This is a genomic window from Agaribacillus sp. DX54, from assembly GCF_056858335.1.
The window spans coordinates 1-25979 of sequence record NZ_JBXEQE010000033.1 but is presented as its reverse complement, the minus strand read 5'-3'; the positions used below and the strand labels follow the sequence as shown (position 1 = coordinate 25979).

The following is a 25979-nucleotide window of genomic DNA, read 5'->3' as shown; positions in this document are numbered from 1 at the left end:
TGAGAAAATCCGGGCTCCAAAAAAAATATCCCATAGAAAGTGATTGGCAAAATATTAAAAAATTGGTGAAACTTCAAAACTGAAATGTGGTTATATTTTGTGTTTGAATAAACTTTATTCTTTCCAATACATTTTCAAGGGGTAGAATTTTCCGGAAAACCATACTTGTTTAGCTCCTTTTGATTGCCGGGGCTTTTTTAAAATCGTTGAATTATCTATTCGATTTTTCAACTACTGCTGTACCTGCAGCACAAGTCTCCATCCGGCATTTGCGCCTCTCATATCAGGTTCATGTCCATTTCTATTCGCTGATCTTACAGTGGCAGGCTTGTTGAACCAACTTCCTCCTCTGTAGATCTTTTTCTTGTCATCTTTGGGGCCGGCAGGATCAATCAATTGATTCGAATCATAAGGCCCACCCCAATCCGGGCACCACTCCCATGCATTTTCTGACATATCATACAATCCCCCATTTATTTGGTTTTTTCAATCCTACCGGATGACTTATGCCCTCAGCTTTGGAAAATGCCCATGCATATTCATGCACATGGTAGTCACTGGAGTCCTCCCCCCAATATATAATGTGGTTACTGCCCGGCAGTAACAGAGGAAACCTTTACTATTGATGAAAACTCCGGAAAACCGGTGCATAGAATCAGTAAGGAATAGTTATTCGGAATACGTTAGATTAACAGAACAGGGTTTATCATCAGGCCGTCTTACAACCGGGACGGCCTTTTTTATTATCTGATACCCGTTAGCCCATAACCCTTTTTCCCCTATATGTATAAGCTACACCTTTTCTATCCATTTGATTCAGGGGATTATATGTAGTCATTACAAGTAATATTATTCTGAAGGTTGGGTGAGGGCTTCCCGGAATTTACCGGAAATTATATCACCTGTAAAGGTTTGGATAAGAATTATTGAATGCATAAAAAAGTCAATAAATTCTTTATAAAATTTAATTTTAGCTTTCTTTTCCTACGATCAAAGTGATTTTAATGTCCGGAAGATCTTTAGAAATATAAAGTTTCCAGGATTTTATTACACCTTTTTGACAATGGCTGGCTTCTGAATATTAGTTACTTTTTCTAATTCTGCAGATATTTACGAGTATAAAATGAATGTGTTTAATCCCCATTTTAGGTGTTTGAACAAAGAAAACTTGGTCTAAAAGTAGTTAAAATATTGGTCGAAATCTATTCAGGGCTTGTGAAAAGATTCTACATATGAGGAAAATTTTTTTATTTATTATATGCCTTTTTGGGTGGTATAACCTGACAATGGCACAAACTACTTATTATAGCCGTCAAGATGGAAATTGGAACGATGTGAATACATGGTCAACTATTTCCCATGCAGGAGCTGCCGCGGCCACAATTCCCGGAGATGAGGTAGATGATATCGTTTTGATCGGGTCCAATCATACAATAACATACAACGACAATACGACCATTGGTAATCTGACCATTGATGACGACGGAGCCAATGGTGTGTTGAGATTTCCTTTTACAAACAGTGGAGGCTTAAATGCAAATTTTAACCTGGCTGTTACTGGTAATGTGATAGTTAACAGCAATGGTCAGCTTTTATCAGTAGAAGGAGGTTCGGGGACGCCGGCATTGCCGGGAGTAGCCAGGAACAGGACGCATACTTTGCGTATAGGTGGAAACCTTACAAATGCGGGAACATTTGATCTGCAGGCTTCTACCACCAATAGAATCGTCAACCTTGCCTTTAATGGAGCAACCAATCAAACCATCAGCGGCGAAGGGACTTATGACACCTATGAAGTGACTTATAACAATTCGGGTATAGGACCGGACAACCGGATGATCAACAGCTCAATAAACTTCACTAATTCCATTGGCGGTGACCGCTCTGCTTTCACTGCCGGCACCTACGTGCATAATAACACAGCGACATATACGGGAGAAGATAATGGTGGCTTTACTATTAATACTTCCATCGAAATCCTCAATGGTACCTTTGATATGATTGTCAATCCCTCCCAGGACAGAACAGGAACCATAAACGGGGATTTAACAATCAGCGGGGGAAGGTTTAACAGTGGTGCCAGTGGTGTCGGAACCGGAATTATAGCGAACCTAATCCTTAATGGTACCCTCACCGTTGGTGGTACAGGCCTGTTAAATATAGGTGATGGAGATGGCACGGCTACCAACAGGCCAACCGATGGTACACTGACCGTTGACGGCCCGGGATCAACCATCAATGGTACCTCTTGTTATACGCACGACGTTACCCTTCAGGCCGGAACCGGTCTTACGGTATCAAACGGTGCCACGCTGTCTGTAGGACAGACCTCGGGTGTGGGCAATGGTACGGGAAATTTTGTGTTGAATGGCGGCCCTGGCAATGGTGCCAGTTTAGTGATCGACGATGCAGGCACTAACTTCGACATGTTCGGTGATGTATTTGATTTGAATGAAGATTGTACTTTTACCCTAAACGATGGGACTGTAGATATCGGAGAAAATATAACGGCTGCCCCTGACCTTCTGGAGTTAAATCAGACCGGGGCACAGTTGATTGTTAATGGAGGTACCTTCAATATTCTCAATGCTACTACCACTGCCAATGCCCGGAGCATAATATTTGATGCCGGTAATACCGGCTTTACAGTTACCGGTGGGGTGGTAAATATTGGTAACCCGACATCCGGAGAAGGTAATGTGCGATTCCGGGCCGCCACAGGAACATTTACATTCAATGTCTCGGGGGGAGTGGTGAATATCCAGGACAATTTTGAGAAAAATAATGTAGCTACTGTTGTTAATATGACCATCAGCAATGGGGCGACATTGAATGTGGGGACAGGATCGGGTGCAGGAGTCACGAGGTCGGTGATCGGTAGCGGCACTGAAAGTACTTTGACAATCAGTGATGCCGGAACCACGGTTACTTTTGGAAACTATGTATTATTGGGCAATGTAAATCTGAATGATGGACTTCCTTTTGTCGCTGGTAACAACACCGGTGTAACAGGAGGTTCCGGCGTCCAGGGTGCTTTTATTGCTTCCGGAGCTTCCACGGTTACATTTGGTTCGGGTTTAACTATTTCAGGAACCGGAAGCTATACCATGAACAGCGGGCTGCTCGATATAGAGCCTTTAATAACCAGTGCCAGCGATACCAGATTTTTGATTGATGGTGATTTAACGCTCAATGGCGGTACCATAGAAGTAGGGAAAAGCATTACCTCTATCACTGCAGGGAATCTTATTCAGTTGAGAGACGGGGGAAATGTATTGATCAATGATGGAAATTTTAACGTATTATCTAACGCCGGACTCACTTCAATTTCCAATAATAACCCCATTAACCTGAGTAACAATGGCAGTGGCAATGAAATACTTACCATCGGTGATGGAACAGGGGGAGCCAGTTCAGCCACACTCTCCATTGCTCCTAATCTGGCCGTCCAATTACCAACACCGGCGACCAGGAATATACTGGACGTCGATGGGGCTAATGCCATAGTCACTTTGAATAGTGATGGTCTGTTGCAAGTGGGGGGAGGAAACATTGGAAACTTTCGTTTAAATACGACCGGAGCCCGGTTTGTCATGAATGGTGGAACCTGTAACGTTACCGCCAGTTTTACGGTGGATTCCGGAACCAGTGCTACCATTTCCGGGGGAACCTTCAATGTAGGTACCACCGACAGTAACGGTAACAACCGGTTTATTTATGCTACTAATCCCGCAGCAGCAACACAGGTAAGCATCAGTGGGGGTACGGTTAATATAGGTGATGGGAATAGTATTTTTGATATAGGAAATGACAATACAAATCCCGCATTCGGTAGCCTTAACTTCAGTGCTTTGGAAATATCGGGAACGGGCGTGCTGAATCTTAACGGTGGCTTCAGATTGCGGGATGCCAATGCAAGGTTTTTAATGAGTGGTGGAGAATTTAATATCAATCCGTTGGGCAGTCAAAATTTGTTAGGCACTAACCATATTTTTTACCTCGAACGGGGTATTGTAGATTTTACCGGTGGCATAATTACCATAGTAAATCCTAATGCCAATGCCGGAGGTGGTCAGGCGTTAAGAATTTCTCCACAGGGAAACCCTTCTTCCGGTGATTTTCTTAGCGGGATAGATGCTTTCCCTTCGCCAGTTGATTTTAGCGGCAGTACTTTTAGGTTTGGGAATGGAACTGCCACTGAAACCGGCTCTTCGGAAGGGTTTGATGTGAATATCGATGACTCCCATACTTATGGCACATTTACCGTTAATAATCCTTCGGGTGATAACCGGTTTGTGGAAATTGTTAATTCCGGAAACAGTTATCAAATCAGTGGTGATTTGACGGTAGCTGCCGGTATTTTGGATATCAATACTAATACAATCAACCGGGATGCAGAAGGAGGTACATTTACATTGGGAGCATCCGGACAATTAACAATCGGTAACACCAATGGACTCAACCATTTTCCGGGAAGCAGCACGGCCTTTACCAACTACTCGTTAGATATTAACAGTATCGTTGAATATGATGGTGCCGGCAATGCAGCAGTCGATATTCCCGGAACAGCACAATTTGGATTTTTGACAATCTCAGGTACCGGTACAAAAACGCTGAGTGCTGCTGAATCCGTGAGATCTACCCTGACCTTATCTGGTGGAACTTTTGTTACCGGAACCAATTTGACAATGACATCCGGTTCAAAAATTCTTAGAACCAACACAGATGCCAGTGGTATAATGACTGGTGCAGTGCAGGGCACCGATGATTATACGATAGAATATATCGGCAATGACAAAACCACACAAACGCCTGAATGGAGTGGTTTGGGTAATCAGTCATTGATTGTGAACCTGACAAATGGGCAAACACTGGCCCAGCATACGGATTTGATCGCAGAAGGGGATGTAACCATCGCAAGTGGCGTTTTGGCAGATGGAGGGAACACATTGACGGTAAATGGTAATGTTTCTAATTCTTCAACGCACACCGGTACAGGTAAAATTTTGGTAACCGGTGGTGTATCGGTTCATAGTATCGGAGGTGACGGAACAGGAATATTTGAGAATCTGGAGTTGGATGACGCAACGAATAATGCCTTATTTACCGCTGATCAGACTGTAAATGGTGTACTGACCCTGACCAATGGCATTTTAAATATAGATACCTACGTTTTAAACATTGGTGCTGCCGGATCGGTTAGTGTGAGTAGCCCTGATCAAAATAAAATGATCCGGGTAGAAGGCAGTGTAGCTGCCGGCGGTGTTAGCAAGGCCTACGCAGGAACAGGTGCATTTACCTGGCCTGTCGGTGTATCAGGCAAATATACGCCCGCTACCATCAATGTAACCAGCACCGGGACAGGAGGAATTATAACAGTTAAACCTGTAAACGGCGCAAATCCCTTCACCAGTGATGCTGCTTTACTCGAGTTAAATTATTATTGGTCTGTTAGCAACACCGGGTTTAGCGATGTCACAGCTACTCATACTTATACGTATGTGGATGCAGATGTTCAGGGCAATGAAGCAGGCTATATTCCTGCGAGATATGTTCCGGTAACCTGGACCAGCATCAGTGATATATCGTTGGTGAATACCATTACCAATGCTATTAGCTTCCCGGCTGTCAATTACCTCAATGGTGATTTTACCGTCGGTGAACCTTCAGAGTTTGGGGTAGTGCTTACCTACTATAGTACTAATACAGGTGGGACAAGCAATTGGGATTTGGCCTCCTCCTGGTCTACCTCGGCTATTAATGGGCCGGTGGCTTCTACCATTCCCGGTAGTAACCGACCTGTATTCATAGGAGGTGGCAATACCATTATCGCCAATGTAGGTAATCTCGGAGCAGCCAGTCTGGAATTGCAGGCAGATGGCACATTGGAAATTGCCGATGGCACTACCGGGCATAATTTTGGAACAGTCGTAGGTTCCGGAATCCTGAGAATCATGTCTAATTCCACAACATCACCTGAATTCCCCGGTGGTTCCTACACCGACTTTTTAGGCAGTTCCGGTGGAACGGTTGATTATAGTGGGTCAGGAACCTATACATTACCCTCCACGCCTGCAGCTTTTCATAATTTAAGTATTTCAGGATCAGGTGGTTCCAAAACCTTTCCGGATGCCGATTTTAACTTGACCGGTAATCTGACCATTGCAGGTAGTGCAACGGCATTGATCAGCGGTACGGTGGCTGGTAACCTGTCAGTGGGAGGGAATATCGATGTCAGCTCGGCAACCGCCACATTGAGGTTACCGGATGGAACGGCCAGGAGCATAGATGTTTCAGGCAATTTGTCCAATGAAGGAACTATTGATGTAATACCTGCCGGAACAACCCTGCATCATTTAAACATAGGGGGAAATTTCACAAATAATAATACTTTTGATTTAAATACTGCGGGAAGTGACGCTGATGTGACCTTTACAGGAGCTACAAATGCCACATTATCAGGAAGTGGGGCTACCACTGATTTTAACAGGCTGATTGTTAACAAAGGTACTTCCCAAACCCCCGAATTAGAGGTAACATCAACCAATTTCACACTTTCGGCACCTGCGAACGGTACTTCAAAGTCCCTGGAAATTCAGAATGGTACGTTCAAGTTAAGTTCCGCACATACCATTACTTTAAGTACAGGTGGTGTTGATTACAGTCTGCCGGCCACCGGGAGGTTATGGGTTAATGATGCCGGAGCCCAGGTGGAAATCACCTCGGCCAGCAACAGTCTTTTACTGGCCGGAACGTTACAAATATCTGATGGAGCCATCCATATCGGGGATGATGCAACAGGATTGCAAGACAATGACATTGTATATATCACCGGCAATCCTGCCATCGCGGTCGATGGTGGTACATTAACAGTGGGAGGAGCGATCAGGGGCAACCCTACAACCACTGCTATCGATTATAGTCAATCCGGTGGCACGGTCATCGTTTCAAATAATAAATCACTAACCGGCAATTCCGGAGTACTAGGAGATTTTGCTATCACAAACGCAGGTAGTTCCTTTACCATGTCTAACGGAACGATCCGTATCATGAGAAATAATGCCACGGGCTCTGGTACCGGATTCAGAATAATTAATGGGGTAAACCATAATGTCACCGGTGGTACCGTGGAAATAATCACTAACAGCACCGTGACCAACCGTCAAATTCAGGTAACTTCAGGAGCACCTTTCTGGAATTTGAATATTGGTAATGGTTCGGGTAACTCTGATGTCGGGGCTGCCCGGAATGGAGAACTGGATTTTGTGGTGCTGAACGATTTTACCATGAATACAGATGCTGATTTCAAATTGTTCAGGGCAAATGGGGGTAATCCGACGCAAGACGATGTCGACATGTCTGTCCGTGGTAATTTTACCATTACCAATGGAACATTTCTAACCGGCAATCCCAGTACTACCACTTTCAATGGTATTTCCGGTACACAAATAATCACTGGCTCTGCCACTTTCCATCATCTGGAAATCAATAATACCGGAACTTCAGTACAATTGGCATCAGGTACTGATTTAACGGTTGAAGGGAACTGGACCACTACGGCTGGTATTTTTGACGCCGCCACCAATAGCCGGCAAGTTACTTTTAACGGAACCGTTGCCCAAACTTTAGCAGGTCAGCCTGTGTCTTTTTATGATCTTGGGCTTAACAATGCCAACGGGTTGACGGTTACCAGCAGCGCTACGGAGGTGACCAATCAACTAACATTAAGCGGTGGTATTCTGGATATCGGGTCCAACAGTTTACTTTTAACCAATACTGCCAGTACAGCTATTCAGGGTACGCCCTCTGCTACGACCATGGTCCAAACCGATGGAAGCAATTCAGCTTCCGGTATTACCAAGTCATTTCCTGCACTAAACAATGAGACATTTGTATTTCCCCTGGGGACTGGCGGCGGATACAGGCCTGTTACTTTGACCGTTACCACGGGTAACGCAGCTACCGGTACAATTAATGTAATCCCGGTTGCCAGTCAACATCCCAGCGCCCCAACAAATTCACTGGATTATTACTGGCTGATTTCAACGTCAGGATTTGGTGGAAATCCCAGTATCACGCATAATTATCAGTATCTCGAGGTTACGGATCTCAATAACGGTTCGGAAGCCAACTATCTTGATGCCTCTTTTGACGGTACTACCTGGACAGAAGGAAATACGGGAAATGTAGATGATCCCAACGATCAGATTAATGTAACTTCTACGGGGGCACTAAGCGGTCAGGCTTACACTGCCGGAGAGTCGCCCTTTTCAAACCCATTGATTTATTATAGCAGAAATGCAACAGGCGGCGGAGACTGGAGTGCCACCGGTACCTGGTCTACTACTGGTCACGGCGGAGCCGATGCGGGCAGCATTCCCGGTAGTACAAATCCTGTCATTATCGCTAATACCCATACAGTTACCATTCAGAATGGAACCGTTGCACAATCTGCCAGCACACAAATCGATGCCGGAGGTACTGTCGATGCTGTAGAAGAAGATATTAGTCAACTGGGTACGGTACAAGGCACCGGTATCCTGAAACTTAGCCCTGCTACTGCGATTACTCCGGTATTGCCGAGTTTAGACGCTGTATTTGTGGCTTCAGGAGGCGGAACCATCGAGTATGGTAGTGGCAATAATTATAATATCCCGGTACAGCCTACCTATAATAACCTGACCATTTCAGGATCCGGGACCAAAACACTAACAAACAATATCTCAGTGATTGGTAATCTGGCCATGAGTGGGGGAAGTTTTGATTTAAATGCTTTCACAGCCGACAGAACTACCAATGGTGGTACTTTTTCCATGCTGGCAGGTACGACCTTGCGGACGGGGGACGGAGACAATTTTCCGGCAAATTATGCCACTTATACCCTGGATGTGGGAAGTACGGTTCATTATGATGGCAGAGATGACACGGAAGTGATTTCAGGATTAAATGGCGCCCCTTATGGGAACCTTACGCTTTCAAGAGGCAATGGGGTAAATGCCGGAGGGGAATCAACCAAAACCCTGGGAGACAATATCGACGTCAATGGTAACCTTACCATCAACCAAAGGGTGCAACTGGAGGCAACTACATTTAACATCAGTCTGGCCGGCAACTGGTACCGGGATGCCCGGAACAACAGTGCCTTTGTGCCTGGTACGGGAACAGTCACCTTTGACGGTACAACCCTTCAGAATATTCAGGTGGACCGGCAAACTGAGCCTGAAGAGTTTTACAACCTTGTAGTTAATAATGCAGCGGGTGTGAGGACATTCGATAACACTAATCAATTGACCGTCGATAATCATCTTACCCTTACTTCCGGTATATTAAATCTGAATTCCGATCCGCTTCTTATTGGCGGTGACCTTTCAAATAACACCGGAAATGCGGACGCGATTACTAATCAGGGGACAGTGACCTTTAATAACCTGACCGGCAACCAGTCTTTAGCTGGGGCAACGAATTTCAATAACCTGACAATGGCCAAGGCCTCCGGTCTTACCTTGACTTTAAATGATGCCGTCACAGTTACCGGTATATTAAACATGCAAAATGACGGGAATATCGTTTTAACAGGAAGCGGCCATGATTTAACCATCGGCACTGCCGGAAGCATTTCAGGTACTTTCAGTGCTGACAGAATGATTGTAACAGGGGGTACTACCACAGGTTCTTCTTTGATTAAAAATGGAACATCCACGGCCGGCAGTTTTGATTTTACATATCCTATCGGAGTAGGAACTTCCTACACACCTGCCGTGATTGATGCTGCAACAGTCAATGCGGGCGGAAGCATGACTGTAAGATCTGTTACAGGTGCAAATAGTAATCTCTCAGGTGATGCGAATAAAGCACTTAATCGTTATTTCCTGGTGAATCTTTCAGGAGGACTTAATAACATCACTGCCACTTTCGACTTTATCTATGCAGATGCGGATGTTCAGGGAACCGAGGTAAGCTACATTTCCCGATACTGGGATGGTTCCAACTGGATTCAGCCGGGCAATGATTTTGTTTTACCTGCCAGCAATCGGTTTGGCAGCAACCTGGGAGGTACCAATGTCACAGTGACAATGACGGAATGGATCGCCGGGGAACCGGGAGCCATTTTCCCTAAGCTCTACAGTGTTAACAGCGGAGACTGGAGTACACTTGCGAACTGGAATTCCCAACCTGATGGTTCGGGAAGCACACCTGCCAGTCTGCCGAACGCCGATAATGAGGTTGAGATCCAGGCGGCCCATGCCATTACCATATCCGGTAATACCCAAAGCGCCTCGGATCTGACAATCAACGGAACGCTTGATTTGGGTACTACTACCGGCCATACCTTTGGCCCGGTTGACGGAACGGGTACACTAAGGTTAGCCAGCGGTACATTCCCGGCTTACACCACATTAGGAACGACATTCTTCGATGCCGGACAAGGTACGGTCGAATACTACAATGGTGCAGGACCATATGCCTTGCCATCTTCACCTTTGATTTACAACAATCTAACCATCAGTGGTGGTGACACTAAAACGTTGGGTGCTATTACTACTGTATTAGGGGATCTGACCATTGACGCAAGCACCCTGGATGCAGATAATGTGCAAAACTACAGTTTGACTTTAGGAGGGAACTTAAATACCCCCAACAGTGGAACGCTGATACCACGACAAGGTACATTTACCTTGAACGGAGCAGCCACCCAAACCCTGCCATCCCTGACGTTTTTTAACCTGGCATTTGACAATACAGGATCAAAAACTATTAATTCATCCATCACTGTAAACAATTTTACAATCCAGAGCGCCTCCGGTATTGTAAATGCAGGAGCCAACAACATTGATGTTTCCGGTAACTGGAGTAACTCTGCCGGAAGTTCCGGATTCAGTAATACAGGAACTGTTACCTTTAACAATACCACCACCGCCCAATCCATGGCAGGTACCACGGTCTTTGGTATCCTTACAGTCGATAAAACTGCTCAAACGCTGAACATTGTGGGTAACAATAATGAAACAACCGGTGATTTTAACATCACCGGCGGAAACGTGGCTTTAGGTAGCAATAACTTTACCGTAGGCGGTGATTTTAATAATGTAGCCGGAACCGGCTTTACCAGTTCCAGCCCATCGACTGTTACATTTAACGGCACCGTCGCCCAAAATGTCAGCAACCCGGTGACCTTTCAGAGCCTGACGATCGATGGGTCGGATCCTTTTACTTTTACTTCCTCGATAACTGTCAACGAAAATGTCACCGTTAACAGCGGAACACTCACCGCCACTTCCGGAAGCCTGGATCTTTCCGGTGGCATTACCGTGGAATCGGGGGCGACTTTCAATGCTTCCAACATCGATCCCATTTCCCTGGAGGGTGATTTTATTGACAATGGAGGTACTACCACACTCGCCAGTGCAGGAACAGTCACTTTTGACGGGACCGCCGCGCAGGCATTGACGGGATCGATCGCCTTCAATAACCTGACAAAAAACGGTGCAGGTGATTTGACGCTAAGTGGAAATAGTACCCTCAGCGGGACATTGACACTTACCAGTGGGGATATTATCTCAACGCCAACTGGTTTCTTCACGTTAGATGCTACCGGCGCTTCAATCAGTGGGGGAGGCAACACGAGTCATATCAACGGTGTATTGGCCTATACAGTGCCGGATAACAACACCTACAACAATCTGGTATACCCATTGGGTGACGGTACCAACTACAGGCCCCTGACATTGTCAGTAACACAAACCGGTACGCCTACTTCAAGAACTTATACCACCCAAATATTTTCGGGACCTCCCACCACCAGGACATTGACTGGCGGCCTTACCAATGTCTCGTCCATAAGATACTATAATATAACCCAAAGCAGTCCGGCTGCGGTAGCCAGTGCAACGGTAAGAATTGATTATGGTGTGGATGACGATGTATCCACCGATGCTCCTGATCTCGGCGATCTCAGGATTGCCAAAAGTGATGGTTCGGGAAATTGGGTAAGCATAGGAGGGTTCGGATCAGCTACTCCCGCGGGCTTTATAACTTCCAATGCCTTCACTACCTTTAGCGATTTTGTCCTTGCTTCGGAGAATTTCAGTAATACGCTGCCCGTTGAATTATTGAATTTTACAGCGAGGTTGGAAAACAACCAGGTAGTACTTGACTGGACAACCGCTTCTGAAATTAACAATGATTTCTTCGAAGTGCAACGATCTGAAAATGGCGAAAACTGGGAGGTCATTGGTAAAAAAGATGGAAATGGAACTTCTAATGAAACCATCAATTACAGTTTTGTAGATAAAACCCCCTTCTTCGGTCAGTCCTTCTATCGCCTGAGACAAATGGATTTTGATGGACAATTTGAATATTCAAATGTGGTAAGTGTGAAAAATGAATTTACAGGTAAAACCATGGAAGCCCTCATTTTTCCTAATCCGACACTTCAGGGCGAAATCAATCTGAAAGTATTGACAGCCAATAGAGAAAATAAGATCAGCATAAAGATCATTAACATGGCTGGTGAAATATTTTATAGAGAGATCCATGATCCAGAATATTTTGCTGTTGAAAGGACCCTTGAGATTCATCAGAAAATGGGAAGTGGTATTTACATTATGATCATAGAGCAAAACGGACAGGCGTTTAAAAAGAAAATCATTATTCTATAAAAATTAAACGGTTTTCCTAAATCAGTTAGTAACTTTTAAGTTTCCATACAGGCGTTGCTTTCCACAAGTCAGGCCAAGCCGCCAACACCTGTTTTCCGCACTTTTTTAAAAAGGGGTCTGTATTAGCTGTTAAGGCTGATAATTTTTTAAAATGGGTGTTGCAAAGCTATTTTATTTCCTATCTCATCATCTTCATAGATATAGTATTCCAAATGGATATGGTCCTTCGCCGTACGTAATGCTGCCAGGATAGAAGCAAAGGCATCAGCCCCGTTATGCAGTAGCTCTATCCTGTTTTTTTGAGTAAGTAATGCCTTACTGTTATTAAGTAAAAGCCGCATAATGTGTCGCTTGCTTTTGAGCTTCGGATCTTTTTGGATGAATTCATCCTCCAGATTATCGAGCTGATGGGGTTCTAATGTCTTGATACTTAAATAATCGGCAAGTCCTTTCCTGGAGAAAAGCTTCTCCTTTCTGAAGTTCCGCCCAAAATTAAGGTACAACAACATACCCAGTACCGGAAGGAGTATGACCACGATCAGCCAGGAAATGGTTTTAATAGGGTTATTGTCTTCTAAAATGATGATGAATACCGTGAATAAGATAGTAACAAGGTAGGAGATACTAAAAAACAGGGTAAGAATACTGTAAGCATGCCAGGTCATATCACCATCCATTAAAGCCCACTTTGCTAAGATAGCGCTCGTTTTTAAAAGAGCATGAGAGAATTAACGTTTAAACATTGGGTGGAATAATTAAATAAAATCGTTTAAAATATTATTATTTCTTACATACCACCAACTCTCATATAGTTTATCCTGTTTTCGCCGCAAGTATTTACGAACTTATTTAAAGGTTAGTTAAGAAGCCTGTGAAAGGCCATTACATCATTTATTCTCAATGGAATTAAAGACCTATCTATATGTAATTCTAGCTATCAGCATATTATCTCTTATTGTATTGATATTTTGGGAATAGGAATATAAGTTTGCCCAGCCTACTCCAAAACCGGAAAACTTAAAAAAGGTCAATATTTTAAATGTATACTTTGCAGTTTCTCTTGATAAAAACACTTATACACGTTTCTACAACTATGATGGCCCTTGTTCCAGGTTCAACATCAGGGAATTCCAGTCTATTATAAGAAAATACTCCAGTCAGGTGAGGTTCATTGCAGTACTTCAAACTGACGATAATGACCGAAATGCTGTAAACGGGTTTAAGAAAAAATATGACCTGGGCACAGAAATCTTACATGAATCGAAAGGAGAGATTGCTCAAGCGTTAGGCGTCTACAGCATCCCTCAGGCGGTTACCCAGAAAGAGAATACTTTGTTCTACAGAGGCAATTATAATAAGGCCAGGTTCTGCTTATCCGGAAATACCCGGTTCGCAGAAATAGCTTATGGCTGTGAATTACCTTCTAACTCAACTAAAAAATACTTTTATAATTTCCTATAAACACAAATCATATGGTTTCTGAAGTACAACTCAAAACTTATTTTAATGACATTCATTCAAAATCAAATACGATCGTCGAAATCCTGCTTATCGGCTATTTTGTTTTAGGCATCCTTCTTTCTTTTTTCTATGATACTTACTTTGTGGGAATTGGTGTAGGTCTCCTTAACCTGGTGTTATATTTTAGTGCCAAGACCTTTTTCAAGGGCAGCAACATCAATCAGTATATGGCCAGCCTGGTGGCTGGTATTTTTATGGCCCAGTTCATACATCAGATGCATGGCTTATTTGAAATGCATTTCACGGCATTTATTGCTATTATAGCCTTGATCACCTACCAAAACAAATATGTGTTCCTGCCTCAATTGATCTTTGTAGTGATACACCATTCCTCCTTTGCGTATATCCAATACCTTGGGGTGGTCAATGAAAACGAGGTCTATCAAAAAATCTATTTCACACAGCTCGAATATATGGACCTGACTACCTTTTTCTTTCACGCAGGTCTTTATGCAGTAGGCGTAGTTTTGGCCATGATCTATGCCCATATCCTGGAGAATAACACCGTCCGGAATGCAGAAAGCATCATTAAACTCAAAGAAATGGAGGAAGGGATGCTGGACAATATCGAGTTTGCCAACCAGATTGCAGAAGGAAATTTTAAAACTTCTTACGAGCTAAGGGAAGGCGATCAAATGGGCTCTGCTTTGCTCAATATGCGTGATAACCTGAAACACAGCGCTGAACGTGAGCGCCAGGAAAAGTTTATCAACGTGGGCATTGCTGAGATCAGCGACATCATACGAAAGTATTCTGAAAACCTGAATGATCTTTCTTACAAAGTGATCTCATACCTGGCGAAATACCTGAATGTTAATCAGGGCGGAATGTTTATCCTAATAGATGAAAACGGAGAGCAGTATCTTGAATTAAAAGGATGCTATGCCTACGATCGTAAAAAATTCATCGAAAGACGCATAGAAATAGGCCAGGGGCTTGTTGGGCAGGCGTATATGGAAAAAAGCATCATACGCCTTAGGGAAATACCGGAAGGATATATCTTTATCACCTCGGGACTGGGTGAGTCCACCCCAAGCAATTTGATCATTATACCCATCCAGAATGACCAGATCATAGAAGGAGTGATGGAGCTGGCCTCTTTTCGTGATTTTGAAGAATATGAGGTAGAGTTCTTGACAAAAGTGAGTAAAAACATAGCCTCCATCATTACCTCGGCCAAAGTAAATGAACGTACCAAAGTACTTTACGCTCAATCACAAAAGCAAGCGAAAACTATGAAAGCACAAGAGGAAGAAATGCAGCAAAATATGGAAGAGTTATCCGCTACCCAAGAGGACATGGAACGAAAGTCTTCAGAGTTTGAAAGTCGCCTTAAAGCCCTGGATGAAGGTGGTATAGGCTCCATTGAATTTGATATGACAGGGATCATCATTGATACGAACAATTCATTCTGCAAAGTAATGAAATATTCCAAAGAAGAGCTGAAAGGATATCATCATAGGATATTCGTTGACCACAAGTACGCCAGGAGCAAAGAATACCAACAGTTTTGGAACGACCTGGCAAAAGGCATTACTCACCGTGGCGAGTTTATCCGTTATACAAAATTAGGGACCCCCGTACTGTATGACAAGAACAATACACCTACCAGAGTTTTAAAATTTGTGGTAGACATCACTCCTTATATAAACGGACGAAATAAGACGGGAAAAGGGGACAAAAAACTGGCTGATTCCGTCGATTAGTTCCTGTTTCGGACAGAAATGCTTTAAGGCCGGTCCCGGTACTACCTGATCTGTCAAATGAGAATATAATGAGGTGAGCTTGCCCCACCGGTCCTAAAGGAAGTACCTTTCAGCTCCTTTGAAAATGGATCTTTCAAGTTTTGTTGCTTGCTGCCATGAGCAGGATCATCTGTTGAGTCGGTATCAATAATAATTTCCCCATGACCTGCCGGGGAATCTACTATAATGCCCCCAGGAGCAAAGGTCAAAAACGCCCCGCTGAGCCGTTCTTAAACCTCGAAAAAGTAGGTTGACAAGCCATCTCTCCTTCCAGGATACCTTCAAAGAGCGCGTCGTTTTCCAAACCTTCTGCATCATGTATCTTCATCGCCCTGCATTAAATTGAAAACGCGCTGTTTGAGTAATTTTTCCCTGCTGTGGTGGTGCAAAGCAGATGACAGCGATCTGTAATGTCTGGCTGAAAAGTTTACGTGTACCCCTGTTTTTCCCTGATAAAATGCCCTATTCTCCGGTACATCGGACATCAGCCGGGCTTTGAGCTGGCCTGCAACTTGGGAAGATACCTGTCCTTTTCTTTTGAAGGTTCTTATTTCCTGGCCGGCAGGTTTTTTGAGGAAACCGGTGACCCCGGTACCATTCTCACTTTCTTCCCATGGCAGGAAATCCAACAGGGGAGAAGGGGCACCGGACAGGCCACTGAAACGGCATTTTCAGTGCCTTCGGGCTCATTTGATTTCTGGATCAGGCGCTTTGAGAAAGAAAATATCATCTACAATAAGCCAGCTAAACGGCTCAGTGAAGAATACCTGACCTTTATCGACCCGGATGGACTGAAGCTGGAGTTAGTTGCTGTTGACCACGACGAACGCAAGCCTTACACAGGCGGTAAAATAGGTGCGCAGCACGCAGTCAGGGGATTTTATAATGTCACGCTTTCTCTGGAAGGTTATGAAAAAACCGCCCGGTTGCTCACAGAGTTATTTGGCTTTCAGTTAACTGCCGAAGTGGTCAATCGTTACCGGTTTGAATCCGGGGCGGCGGAAGGGGCTGCCATCATTGACCTGGTTTGCCTGCCTGATGGTCACCGGGGACATGTGGCCGGAGGAACGGTACATCATGTGGCCTTTCGTGTGAAAGACAATGAGGAACAACTTTACTTCAGAGCGCAATTGGCGAACCTGGGGTACAACGTAACGCCCCTTATCGACAGGGACTATTTCATGTCGATATACTTCCGTGAGCCGGGCGGGGTGCTGTTTGAAATTGCTACCGATCCTCCGGGATTCACAGCCGACGAACCGTTGGAAGCGCTTGGCTCCGGATTGAAGTTACCCGTCATGTACGAGCCTCGAAGGGCTGAAATTGAGAAGGTTTTGCCAGTGCTCGGTTAAGACCAGTGCTCGGTTAAGAATGATTAAAAAAGGGTGAAAACCCCGGTACAATTCCCTATCCTTGTCATGGTAGTAACAAAAGTCTGGGAACATGAGCAGGGAAAATATTGAGCCGCTGTAACAAAAGCTGTATACCAGGCACCGAAATACCAAAATAACTAAACAATGATCACAGAAAAGACTGAAAAAATTTTCCCACCTTTACCGCTGGAGGCATAGGAAAATACTAAGATCACTTTGCATCTCTGGCTTCAGATTGTGGGAAAAGTTAAACCGGATCTGATGCCCCAAAGAAACCATTGGTGGCATATCACATTTTTGGTTCGTGTGCGAGGATTGACCAGTGGCCCTGTGCCGCATAAAAAAGGTAATTTTCAATTTGATTTTCACTTCCTGAATCATCTCTTTGAAATAACCTCCGGTTGGGGCGAAAAAAGGTCATTTCATCCGGAAGGCAACAAAAAATCACTCACTTTTTTACGTAGCGGATGACTTCCGAGGTAACATCATCTGTGAGGGCGATTAGCAGCACACCATGGCTGTTGTCGGGTAAATGGAGTTTTACGGGATTATCTGCTGACAATTGAAGGCTAAAAACCGACAATTCCTGCCCGGAAGCATTGGATATGCTAACAGACACTTGTTTTGATCGATCAGCGATCAACCACACTTTACCGGAGCCGGGGTTTGGGTATAACCGATAGGTGGAGTGATTTAACGGGCCGGGTAGTGCGGTAACCAAATCTTTGCCGGTCACCCTGATGCCGTCGAGCCTTGTGACACATCCCAGATGGTCTTTGATAGTCACTGCATATCTTCCCGGTTCCAGTGGGTCTGTTACCGGTCCGGTGGCAATGTTGGCATCCCAATAATAGGTATATGGCAAGGTTCCCCCGGAACAGTCGACCGATATCGTCCCCGGGGATTTTTCATTCAGGGTGTAAGTGCATTTTAATGGTTCACTCAGGTTTGCTGATATGTCGATTTGCTTTTGCCATGTACACCCTGTGTGATCTGTAACCGTGGCAGTATATGGACCGACCGGCAACCTGTTAAAGGTAGCGGCATCTTTGGTAGTGGCGGTGTACACCTGGTCTCGATGGCTCAGTGTAACGCTGTAGGGAACAGCTCCGCCGGCTATTGACAGTGTGATATTTCCCATGGAGCTTTTAAAACAGGATTTGGGCTCTGAGGATGTGTTAACCTGCAGAATTTCGCCCTGGCTATCACTTACGTTGAGATTCTGTTGCCAAATGCACCCGGTATTATCGGTAACTGTGGCAGTGTACGGACCTGCTATAAGACCATCGAAGGTGGCCTCATCTGAGGTGGTAATGGTGGTGTGCGTTATGTCTTCCTGACTTAACTCAACGATATACGGGGTATTTCCCCCTGATACTGCCAGCGCAATACTTCCTGTAGGTGTCCCGGAACAAACGACAGGCCTGGTAGAGGCATGGGCTGACAGGGGTTTGTCCTGACTTTCCAATAGGGTGATGCTTTGCTGCCAGGTACATCCTGTATGATCAATAACGGCTACGTTATACTGACCCGCCGCAAGGCCATCTAATGTAGTAGCGTCTGTGGTAGTGGTGGAATGTATCACTTCTTCCTGGCTTAAGGCGACATCGTAGGGAGCAGTGCCTCCTGTTATGTCGAGCTTTATACTTCCGGTACTTGACCTGAAACAGCGCGTGGGCGTTGACGCCACGGCTGCATCCAAAGGGAGAGGTAGTGTTACTGTCATTCTGTCGGTTTGATACTTGCAACCGGCTGCATCTTCGATAAATGCCCGATATGTGCCCGGGCCCAGTTGGGAGAGAACCGCCGAGGTTTCCGCAATGTCTTCCCCGTTTTTTTGCCACCGGATATTGTATGGAGTTGTACCACCTTCCATGTCCAGGTCAATGGTACCGTCTGAGGCGCCAAAGCAACTGATGTCGGTGATTTTTGGGGCCATGGAGAGATCCTGGCAATTGGCCGGGGGCAGTAAAGTAATGATATAGTCCTGCCGGTTGCCTAAATAGATGGTGCTGCCACAGGCTTGGTTAGCATTGGCATTTGTCGCCCCGGTATACATGAATTTTATCCGCATGCGGGTCTCACCGGATACAATGTCTTCCGGTATGGTAATATCCTTTTCCAACACAACCCCTCTGCTGGCCCTGCCAATCAGGGTAGTTTCGGTATCAAAATCCCAATCTCCATCCCGGTTCAGATCCAGGTATAACCATAAATTAAATGCGAAGTGATTAGACAGATCATTTGTTAACCGGAAGGTGTAGGTTTCGCCGGCTTGTAATTCGGTCGTATAGGGTGTTTCGCGGGGAAGTAGTTGTAGCTGCTCCACTTCGGGTGAGCGGTTATAATTAATGGTATTGAAACTGAACTGTCTTATCTTATCAAGTCCTCCTGCTGTTCTTGGCCATTGAAAATGTGGGGATGGCTGACAGTAACCATCCAGTTCACCGGTAGAAAAGGTAGCCTGACATGTATACATGAGCTCACCATCGGCATCGTATACCCTGCGCTGCAGCAGGTAGCTGGTGCTTTTGGAAAGATTAGGAAGAGACAATGAGGCTTCAGTGGTGGCTAGGGCCAGGGTATCGGGCGTGGCATCTGCCACGCCTAAAAGGATATCATAAGATGCTTCACCGGCCAGATTTTTGGCCCAGCCGATTTCCAGCCTGGTAGCAGGAACATTTGTATTTCCGTTAACTATGGCACAATGGTCGACTACACCTGGCTTTTTGTGGTATTGTGTCACCGTCCAGTTGGGAAATGATCTGTGGGCATAAAAGTACATGGGCAGACAGGGATCCAGGTTTTCCAACGGAGGGGTAAATCTGTAGATCCATCCTTTAAAGTCCTCCATGGTAGGTTCAAAGGTATGGCTGTTTAAGTCGCAATAAGCCGAAGGATCACTTGTCAATTGAGGATTAGCCCAGGTGCCGACTCCTTCCTGAATTTGTAGCAGGCGTATATTTCCCGGCTCATTGGTCAGCAGGTTACCCCTTAACCCAACAGAAATTTTTTTGAAGGAATCATGATACTCACCCGCATCCCTGAATGCATACCTTAGCTGTATTGATTGATCCTTTTCAAAGAATGTAATACCAACGGATAAACCATTTTCCGGATAAAAAAATGAAACAGACAAGTTCAATATGCGTTCACCCGGCAGATTGTATAAATGTCTGGATAACATAACAAACGGCTTATCAGTGGGGGCAACATCCCGCTGGGCAAAAGAAATAGTATTCCTGTTTAATATAGCATCATCCTCCGAAAAAGTAGCGCCAAGCGAAGAACTGGTAGAAATCGGAAACGGCGCTTCGGAATTTCCTAATTTTAAAAAACCATTTGCGGATATAGAAAAGCGGTCGAAGTATTGCCCTTCAAAATAGAAGGGAAAGCCGATCTCGTAGCCAGTACCAACGACTTGTTTGTCATCCCGGCTTACTTCTTTATTTACAAACACCATCCCTGGCTCATAATAACTAAATGCCAGCACGCCATCGCTAACATAATAGTCCTTGCCACCAACGGAAAAGTTATAATCATTTACCTGGGCATAGGTATTCAAAACTCCGATAGATAATGTAATAAAAAATCCCGGCAACAGTCTGATACTTGCCAGGGGATGTTTAAAAAATGTTAAAGTCATGATGCGCTAAATAAAATCGCTTTCCCAGGTATTTTAATATATACCAGTTAAAACAGGAAAGTTTCCAACACTCATACCACAATGCTTACATGCGTGCCTTAGAGGTCAAAAAAGCGCAAACGATGTTATAAAACACAAACCAAAAACATTACGTTTGAATTGATAATAACAAAATCAGGTTGAATGAAAAATGGTAATGGACTTGCGGCGATTTTTCCTGCGTGGAGTCAATAGTGGAAGAAATTGATATTCAGGTATTAATAACCGCTAAATACTATTAAAATCAGGTGGGTCATTGCTATATTTGCAGAAAGCTGACAATCGTTGAAACAAGCGCTGTCCATATCACTGATTTTTACCTTGTTCCTGCCCACATTGAACAAGCTGAATGTATGGATTGATTTTAAAATCAACCAGGAATACATCGCCAGGGTACTTTGCATCAACAAGGAAGAACCAATCACCGTATGCAACGGAAACTGTTATTTGTCTGAACAGCTAAAAAAAGCAGAAGAGGACCAACAAAATCAACCGCGGCCATTTTCACAGGAAAAGCAGGAAGTTACTTATTATACTGACACAACCACAGCACAATCTATAAAGGACATCACTGTGCAAACAAAAGCTGGTTTTAGCTATGACCAACCGCTCAACACTTCACTTCATATACATCGGGTTTTTCACCCACCCCGCCCAAGCGTGATTTAACACAGCGCTTTAGATAACAAAGTTCTGCCTATCGAATGTGCACGGATGCACAAAATTTACTTTTTATGCCGTTTTAACACAATTGATTCGGTCAACAAACAAATCACGACGATGAATTTAAACAAACTATCGATACATTGGGTGGTGTGCATGGTGATTTTCTTCAACCTGTATACCTCCGTAGCATTGGCCCAAAACATGGCGTTGGTGCGACTGCTTGATCAAAGTACCTTTTTACCAATTGCCGGGGCTACTTTTCAATATGGAGAAGCGTCAGGAATTTCCAACGAGGAAGGTGCCATCGAGTTTGCCTACCGGGAAGGGACACCCATGAAACTTTCTCATGTGAGTTATGGGGAATGGCAGTTGGATGATGCCGGGGTGAAAGAAATGATCAGGGCCGGGACTTACTACAGGGAAAGCGTTACAATCAACCTGTACCCGGTTACCATCATTGCTATCCGGCAGGGAAGCCAGCCTCCGTCTGATAAGCTGCGTCTTGAATACCAGGACCGTATGGCACATGACGGGGCTTCGGTACTCAATCAAAGTCCTGCTTTTAACAGCATCAGGAAAGGCGGAAATTATGGTTTTGATCCTGTTTTCAGAGGATTTAAATATGATCGACTGAACATCGTGCTAAATGGTGCGCAAAGTGCTACGGCAGCCTGTCCCAACCGCATGGATCCACCCACCAGCCAGATGGCGCCCAACATGATGGACAGAATAGAGGTACTTAAAGGCCCTCATGCTTTAAGATATGGTACCGGATTTGGTGCCACTATTAACTATATTCCATCAAAACTCCGCTTCACGGATCAGCCTGATACTTACGGCCGGTTATCAGGTGGATATGAAGATAATGGAGACATTTTAAGGAGTGAGGGATTGGTTGGGTTCAGTGGAGAAAAGTATGATCTGGGCATTTTTGGCTCATGGTCACAGGGAAATGACTACCGCGCCGGAAATGGCGAGAGGGTTCAGGCCGATTTTTTAAGGGTAAGTATTGGCACAAACCTGGGTTTAAAACTGACCGGGAACCAGCAATTAAGGGTCTCAGCCCTTTATAACCTGGCCAGGGATGCCGACTTTCCGGCCTTGCCGATGGATTTACGTGAAGATGATACCTGGATGTTTAATGCCCGTCATGATATCAGCTTCGGCAGTGGCCCTTTAAAATCATGGAATACCACCGTTTTTGGATCAATCGTCGATCATTTAATGGATAATCTTCTAAAACCGCTCGATCCACGCATGCTTGATGCCGCCACCTCGGCCGATACCTACAATTACGGTGGCCGGACCGAAGGTGTATGGAGCTTTTCCCGTAGCACTTTATATGCCGGAGCAGATCTGCGGGTAGAAGGTGCGGAAGGAATTCGCACCCGCGAATTTCTGACCGGTCCAAATACCGGTAACACGGTGCAGGATAACGCCTGGCAAAATGGCAGGATCAGCAAAACCGGTGTATTTGCAGAGTATCACCTCGATCGAGAGAACTACCAATTTGTATTTTCAGCGAGGACGGAGTTGAATCATGCAGACATCGAAGAGCCCAGCCAGGAATTCACCAGGGTTTATCCTGAAACAGCGGAAACACAAGTTAACCCCAGCCTGAGTCTCGGAGTATCGAGAAGGTTACCGCAGGGAATCAAACTGGGCCTATGGCTCGGCAGGGCACAACGTAGTGGTAGCTTAACGGAGCGTTTCATCAACTATTTCCCGGTGGGACAAGACCCTTTTGAGATGCTGGGCAATCCACAGCTCGACCCCGAAGTGAACCAGCAATTAGATCTGACTTTCGAATGGCAAACCAATGAAACAGCATTGAACGTCGACATTTTTGCCTCTTATTTACAGGATTTTATATCATCACTCATAGATACAACATTGACGCCCCGCATTCCGACCAGCCCGGGCGTTCGACAGTTTATCAATATTGATGACGCCTTTAAAACCGGTTTTGAGTTGAACTGGACGCAGGTGCTTTTTGCCGGGCTGCAGCACCAGGTAAGTGTCGCCTATACATATGCCAGGGATTTGGAAAGGGATGATCCCCTGCCCGAGATTGCCCCGCTGGATTTCAGATACGCTTTAAGCGGTAGTTATCTGAAAGACAAGCTGCATCCTGAGGTCGTTTTCCGGCATGTTATGGAGCAATCACAAATTTCCACAGAATTCGGGGAAACGGTTACCCCGTCTTTTTCTCTTTTGGATGTAAAATTATCTTATCGACTCTCAGATGCCATCAGGTTGAGTGCCGGTGTGAATAACCTGTTTGATGAGAATTACTATGAACACCTGAATAGATCGGTCAGGGGCACCAACGATCCGGTTTTTGCCCCGGGCCGGAATGTTTTTACTTCATTTAATCTTAATTTCTAAGTCATACGATGACTCCGGAATTTCACCAACAACTCACAAATATGTATTATATTTAAACCCGTAAACCAGCCATGACCGTTATAACGCATAAGCAACAGCTACCTTAAATGACACGGGATATCATAGAAATCAATGATTTTATGGTTTTGATCGAACAATCAAACGATGAAGAAACCATCGTTGACCAATGTGGCTTTGATGATCAGGTTATCGGGTTCTCTTTTTACGGTACGGGAAATGTAGCATTAAACGTCAACCATGGGAGGAAAAAAAGAACCTTCAACAACACAAAAGGATTTGCCATGTCCTTTTATGCCAATCACAAAGTGGATTTTGTTCATAAAATATCTTCGGAACAACCTCTGCAATGCATTTGTATCATTTTGACTTTCAAAAACCTTCCGAAATTACCAAGACAGGAAGGCGTAATATTTACCAGCTACCTTGATGAACTTGTCAATCCCGTTGATAACTTTGTGGAAGGGCCTAACTTTTACATGACGCATGACATGCAAAATGCCGTCGATAAAATCTTTAAAACCCCTTACAAAGGCGCAACCAGAATGATGTTTTTAAGGAGTCAGGTAACAGAATTGCTTTCCCATTTTTTTGCTTTGGTTTCAGATCCTGAAAGCCATGGGGGTAATATCAAAAAACAGGACCGGGAAAAACTCTACCAGGCCAAAGAGATACTCTCCAATAACATTGAAACACCCCCTTCTTTAAACGAGCTTTCGAGGCTCATTGGCCTTAACAGCTACAAACTCAAGAAGAATTTCAAAGAGCTGTTTGGCGTCCCTGTGTTCAAGCACCTTCAGAATGAGCGTTTAAACAAAGCCTATGACCTGTTGAAAGATGGAGATATCAACATCCAGGAGGCAGCCTGGGTAGTGGGGTATGAAAGCGTAAGCTCCTTCTCAAATGCCTTTGTCAAAAAATTTGGCTTCCGTCCCAGCGAAATAAAAAAGTAATCCTTTTCGAGCAAATCTCAATCCTTTTACGACAAATGCCACCGGATCAATAGTTGCATTTTTGTGAGGTAAATAAAGTTGTATTTAAATAGATTAGTCATGCAGGAAAAAAAGATTTTAATTCTCGGAGGAAAAGGAAAAACCGGCCGCAAAGTGGCCGAACGATTGACCGACCTTGGCAAAACCATTCGCCTTGGTTCCAGACGTGAAAACCCCCCATTTGACTGGGAAAACCCTGAAACCTGGGCCGGCGCCCTGGAAGGAATGAACACAGTTTACATGACATTTCAACCCGACCTGGCTATGCCTGGCGCTTCGGATATCATAAAAAGGTTTACAACTGAAGCGGTGAAAAACGGTATACAAAAGCTGGTTTTACTTTCGGGAAGGGGCGAAGATAAAGCCGGGGTTTGTGAACAAATCGTCATGGATGCCGGGATCGACTGGACCATTGTTCGCGCCAGTTGGTTTAACCAGAATTTTGACGAAGGCTTCCTGTTGGGGCCAATCCTTGCCGGCGAAGTTGTCTTGCCGGAGTGTGAAACACCTGAACCACTGGTTGACACAGATGACATTGCCGATGTTGTTGTCGCATCACTCCTCGATGAAAAACATAATGGACAGACGTATGAACTGACCGGTCCCCGCCTTTTGACCTTTGAACAGGCTACGGCCGAAATTTCAAAAGCTACGGGCAGGGACATCCGGTTCAGTACACTACCCATGGAAGAGTACAAAAAAATGCTTGCCGGTAGCCAGGTACCTGAAACGTTTATATGGTTGATTGACTATCTTTTCACCGAAGTGCTGGATGGCAGGAATGCCAGTGTTACTAATGATACGGAAAAAGTACTTGGGAGAAAAGCGAAGGATTTCTCAGAATATGCCAAAGAGACGGCTGCAAGTGGCATTTGGCGTCCAACGAAACAACCTGTCAATCAGGCCTGAAACCACCCGGCCAACCTCTTTGC

Annotated in this window: 13 protein-coding genes; 9 read left to right on the top strand and 4 right to left on the bottom strand. The window is 44.7% G+C overall.

Going from position 1 to position 25979, the window contains the following annotated elements:
- Positions 1-231: 231 nt before the first annotated feature.
- Complete coding sequence (locus AC04NP_RS24890; RefSeq protein ID WP_482862733.1) at positions 232-465, bottom strand: formylglycine-generating enzyme family protein; 234 nt, start codon at positions 463-465, stop codon at positions 232-234.
- A gap of 821 nt (positions 466-1286) precedes the next feature.
- On the opposite strand from AC04NP_RS24890, the gene AC04NP_RS24885 reads away from it, so the two are divergent.
- The gene (locus tag AC04NP_RS24885) at positions 1287-12659 is read left to right on the top strand and encodes a T9SS type A sorting domain-containing protein (protein ID WP_482862732.1); all 11373 of its coding nucleotides are present in this window, start codon (positions 1287-1289) and stop codon (positions 12657-12659) included.
- Positions 12660-12805: 146 nt separating this feature from the next.
- Here the strand turns inward: AC04NP_RS24885 and AC04NP_RS24880 are convergent, their stop codons facing one another.
- A complete protein-coding gene (locus AC04NP_RS24880) occupies positions 12806-13336 on the bottom strand; it encodes a PLDc N-terminal domain-containing protein (RefSeq protein ID WP_482862731.1) in 531 nt (176 codons plus the stop codon).
- Positions 13337-13820: 484 nt separating this feature from the next.
- Here AC04NP_RS24880 and AC04NP_RS24875 point away from each other — a divergent pair, with 484 nt between their 5' ends.
- Both AC04NP_RS24875 and AC04NP_RS24870 read left to right on the top strand, forming a co-directional pair.
- Positions 13821-14120: a thioredoxin domain-containing protein gene (locus AC04NP_RS24875; protein ID WP_482862730.1), complete on the top strand. Its 300-nt coding sequence runs from the start codon at positions 13821-13823 to the stop codon at positions 14118-14120.
- Positions 14121-14131: 11 nt separating this feature from the next.
- Positions 14132-15886: a GAF domain-containing protein gene (locus tag AC04NP_RS24870; protein ID WP_482862729.1), complete on the top strand. Its 1755-nt coding sequence runs from the start codon at positions 14132-14134 to the stop codon at positions 15884-15886.
- Positions 15887-16130: 244 nt separating this feature from the next.
- Here the strand turns inward: AC04NP_RS24870 and AC04NP_RS24865 are convergent, their stop codons facing one another.
- Positions 16131-16253: a hypothetical protein gene (locus AC04NP_RS24865; RefSeq protein ID WP_482862728.1), complete on the bottom strand. Its 123-nt coding sequence runs from the start codon at positions 16251-16253 to the stop codon at positions 16131-16133.
- A gap of 103 nt (positions 16254-16356) precedes the next feature.
- Between AC04NP_RS24865 and AC04NP_RS24860 the strand changes: the two genes are divergently transcribed.
- Together AC04NP_RS24860 and AC04NP_RS24855 are read left to right on the top strand one after the other, a co-directional pair.
- Positions 16357-17277, top strand: coding sequence for a ring-cleaving dioxygenase (locus AC04NP_RS24860; protein WP_482862727.1), 921 nt, complete (start codon positions 16357-16359; stop codon positions 17275-17277).
- A 231-nt stretch (positions 17278-17508) separates the two neighbouring features.
- The gene (locus tag AC04NP_RS24855; RefSeq protein WP_482862792.1) at positions 17509-17769 is read left to right on the top strand and encodes a DUF5996 family protein; all 261 of its coding nucleotides are present in this window, start codon (positions 17509-17511) and stop codon (positions 17767-17769) included.
- On the opposite strand, the gene AC04NP_RS24850 is transcribed toward AC04NP_RS24855, so the two are convergent.
- A complete protein-coding gene (locus AC04NP_RS24850) occupies positions 17747-20944 on the bottom strand; it encodes a GEVED domain-containing protein (protein ID WP_482862726.1) in 3198 nt (1065 codons plus the stop codon). The genes AC04NP_RS24855 and AC04NP_RS24850 overlap by 23 nt on opposite strands.
- Before the next feature lie 324 nt (positions 20945-21268).
- On the opposite strand from AC04NP_RS24850, the gene AC04NP_RS24845 reads away from it, so the two are divergent.
- The 4 genes from AC04NP_RS24845 (at position 21269) to AC04NP_RS24830 (ending at position 25956) form a co-directional block, all read left to right on the top strand.
- A complete protein-coding gene (locus AC04NP_RS24845; RefSeq protein WP_482862725.1) occupies positions 21269-21652 on the top strand; it encodes a hypothetical protein in 384 nt (127 codons plus the stop codon).
- 111 nt (positions 21653-21763) lie between these two features.
- Positions 21764-24037 (top strand): TonB-dependent receptor domain-containing protein, encoded by a 2274-nt coding sequence (locus AC04NP_RS24840; protein ID WP_482862724.1) that lies wholly within the window; start codon positions 21764-21766, stop codon positions 24035-24037.
- Positions 24038-24144: 107 nt separating this feature from the next.
- On the top strand, positions 24145-25008 hold the full coding sequence (locus tag AC04NP_RS24835) for a helix-turn-helix domain-containing protein (protein WP_482862723.1): 864 nt from the start codon (positions 24145-24147) through the stop codon (positions 25006-25008).
- Positions 25009-25107: 99 nt separating this feature from the next.
- Positions 25108-25956, top strand: coding sequence for an NmrA family NAD(P)-binding protein (locus tag AC04NP_RS24830; protein ID WP_482862721.1), 849 nt, complete (start codon positions 25108-25110; stop codon positions 25954-25956).
- Positions 25957-25979: the final 23 nt, after the last annotated feature.

Excerpts from the sequence above, each read along its gene's own strand:
- AC04NP_RS24885 (WP_482862732.1), top strand. The coding sequence starts at position 1,287 with ATGGCACAAACTACTTATTATAGCCGTCAAGATGGAAATTGGAACGAT.
- AC04NP_RS24880 (WP_482862731.1), bottom strand. The coding sequence starts at position 13,336 with ATGGATGGTGATATGACCTGGCATGCTTACAGTATTCTTACCCTGTTT.
- AC04NP_RS24870 (WP_482862729.1), top strand. The coding sequence starts at position 14,132 with ATGGTTTCTGAAGTACAACTCAAAACTTATTTTAATGACATTCATTCA.
- AC04NP_RS24865 (WP_482862728.1), bottom strand. The coding sequence starts at position 16,253 with ATGAAGATACATGATGCAGAAGGTTTGGAAAACGACGCGCTCTTTGAA.
- AC04NP_RS24850 (WP_482862726.1), bottom strand. The coding sequence starts at position 20,944 with ATGACTTTAACATTTTTTAAACATCCCCTGGCAAGTATCAGACTGTTG.
- AC04NP_RS24840 (WP_482862724.1), top strand. The coding sequence starts at position 21,764 with ATGAATTTAAACAAACTATCGATACATTGGGTGGTGTGCATGGTGATT.
- AC04NP_RS24835 (WP_482862723.1), top strand. The coding sequence starts at position 24,145 with ATGACACGGGATATCATAGAAATCAATGATTTTATGGTTTTGATCGAA.
- AC04NP_RS24830 (WP_482862721.1), top strand. The coding sequence starts at position 25,108 with ATGCAGGAAAAAAAGATTTTAATTCTCGGAGGAAAAGGAAAAACCGGC.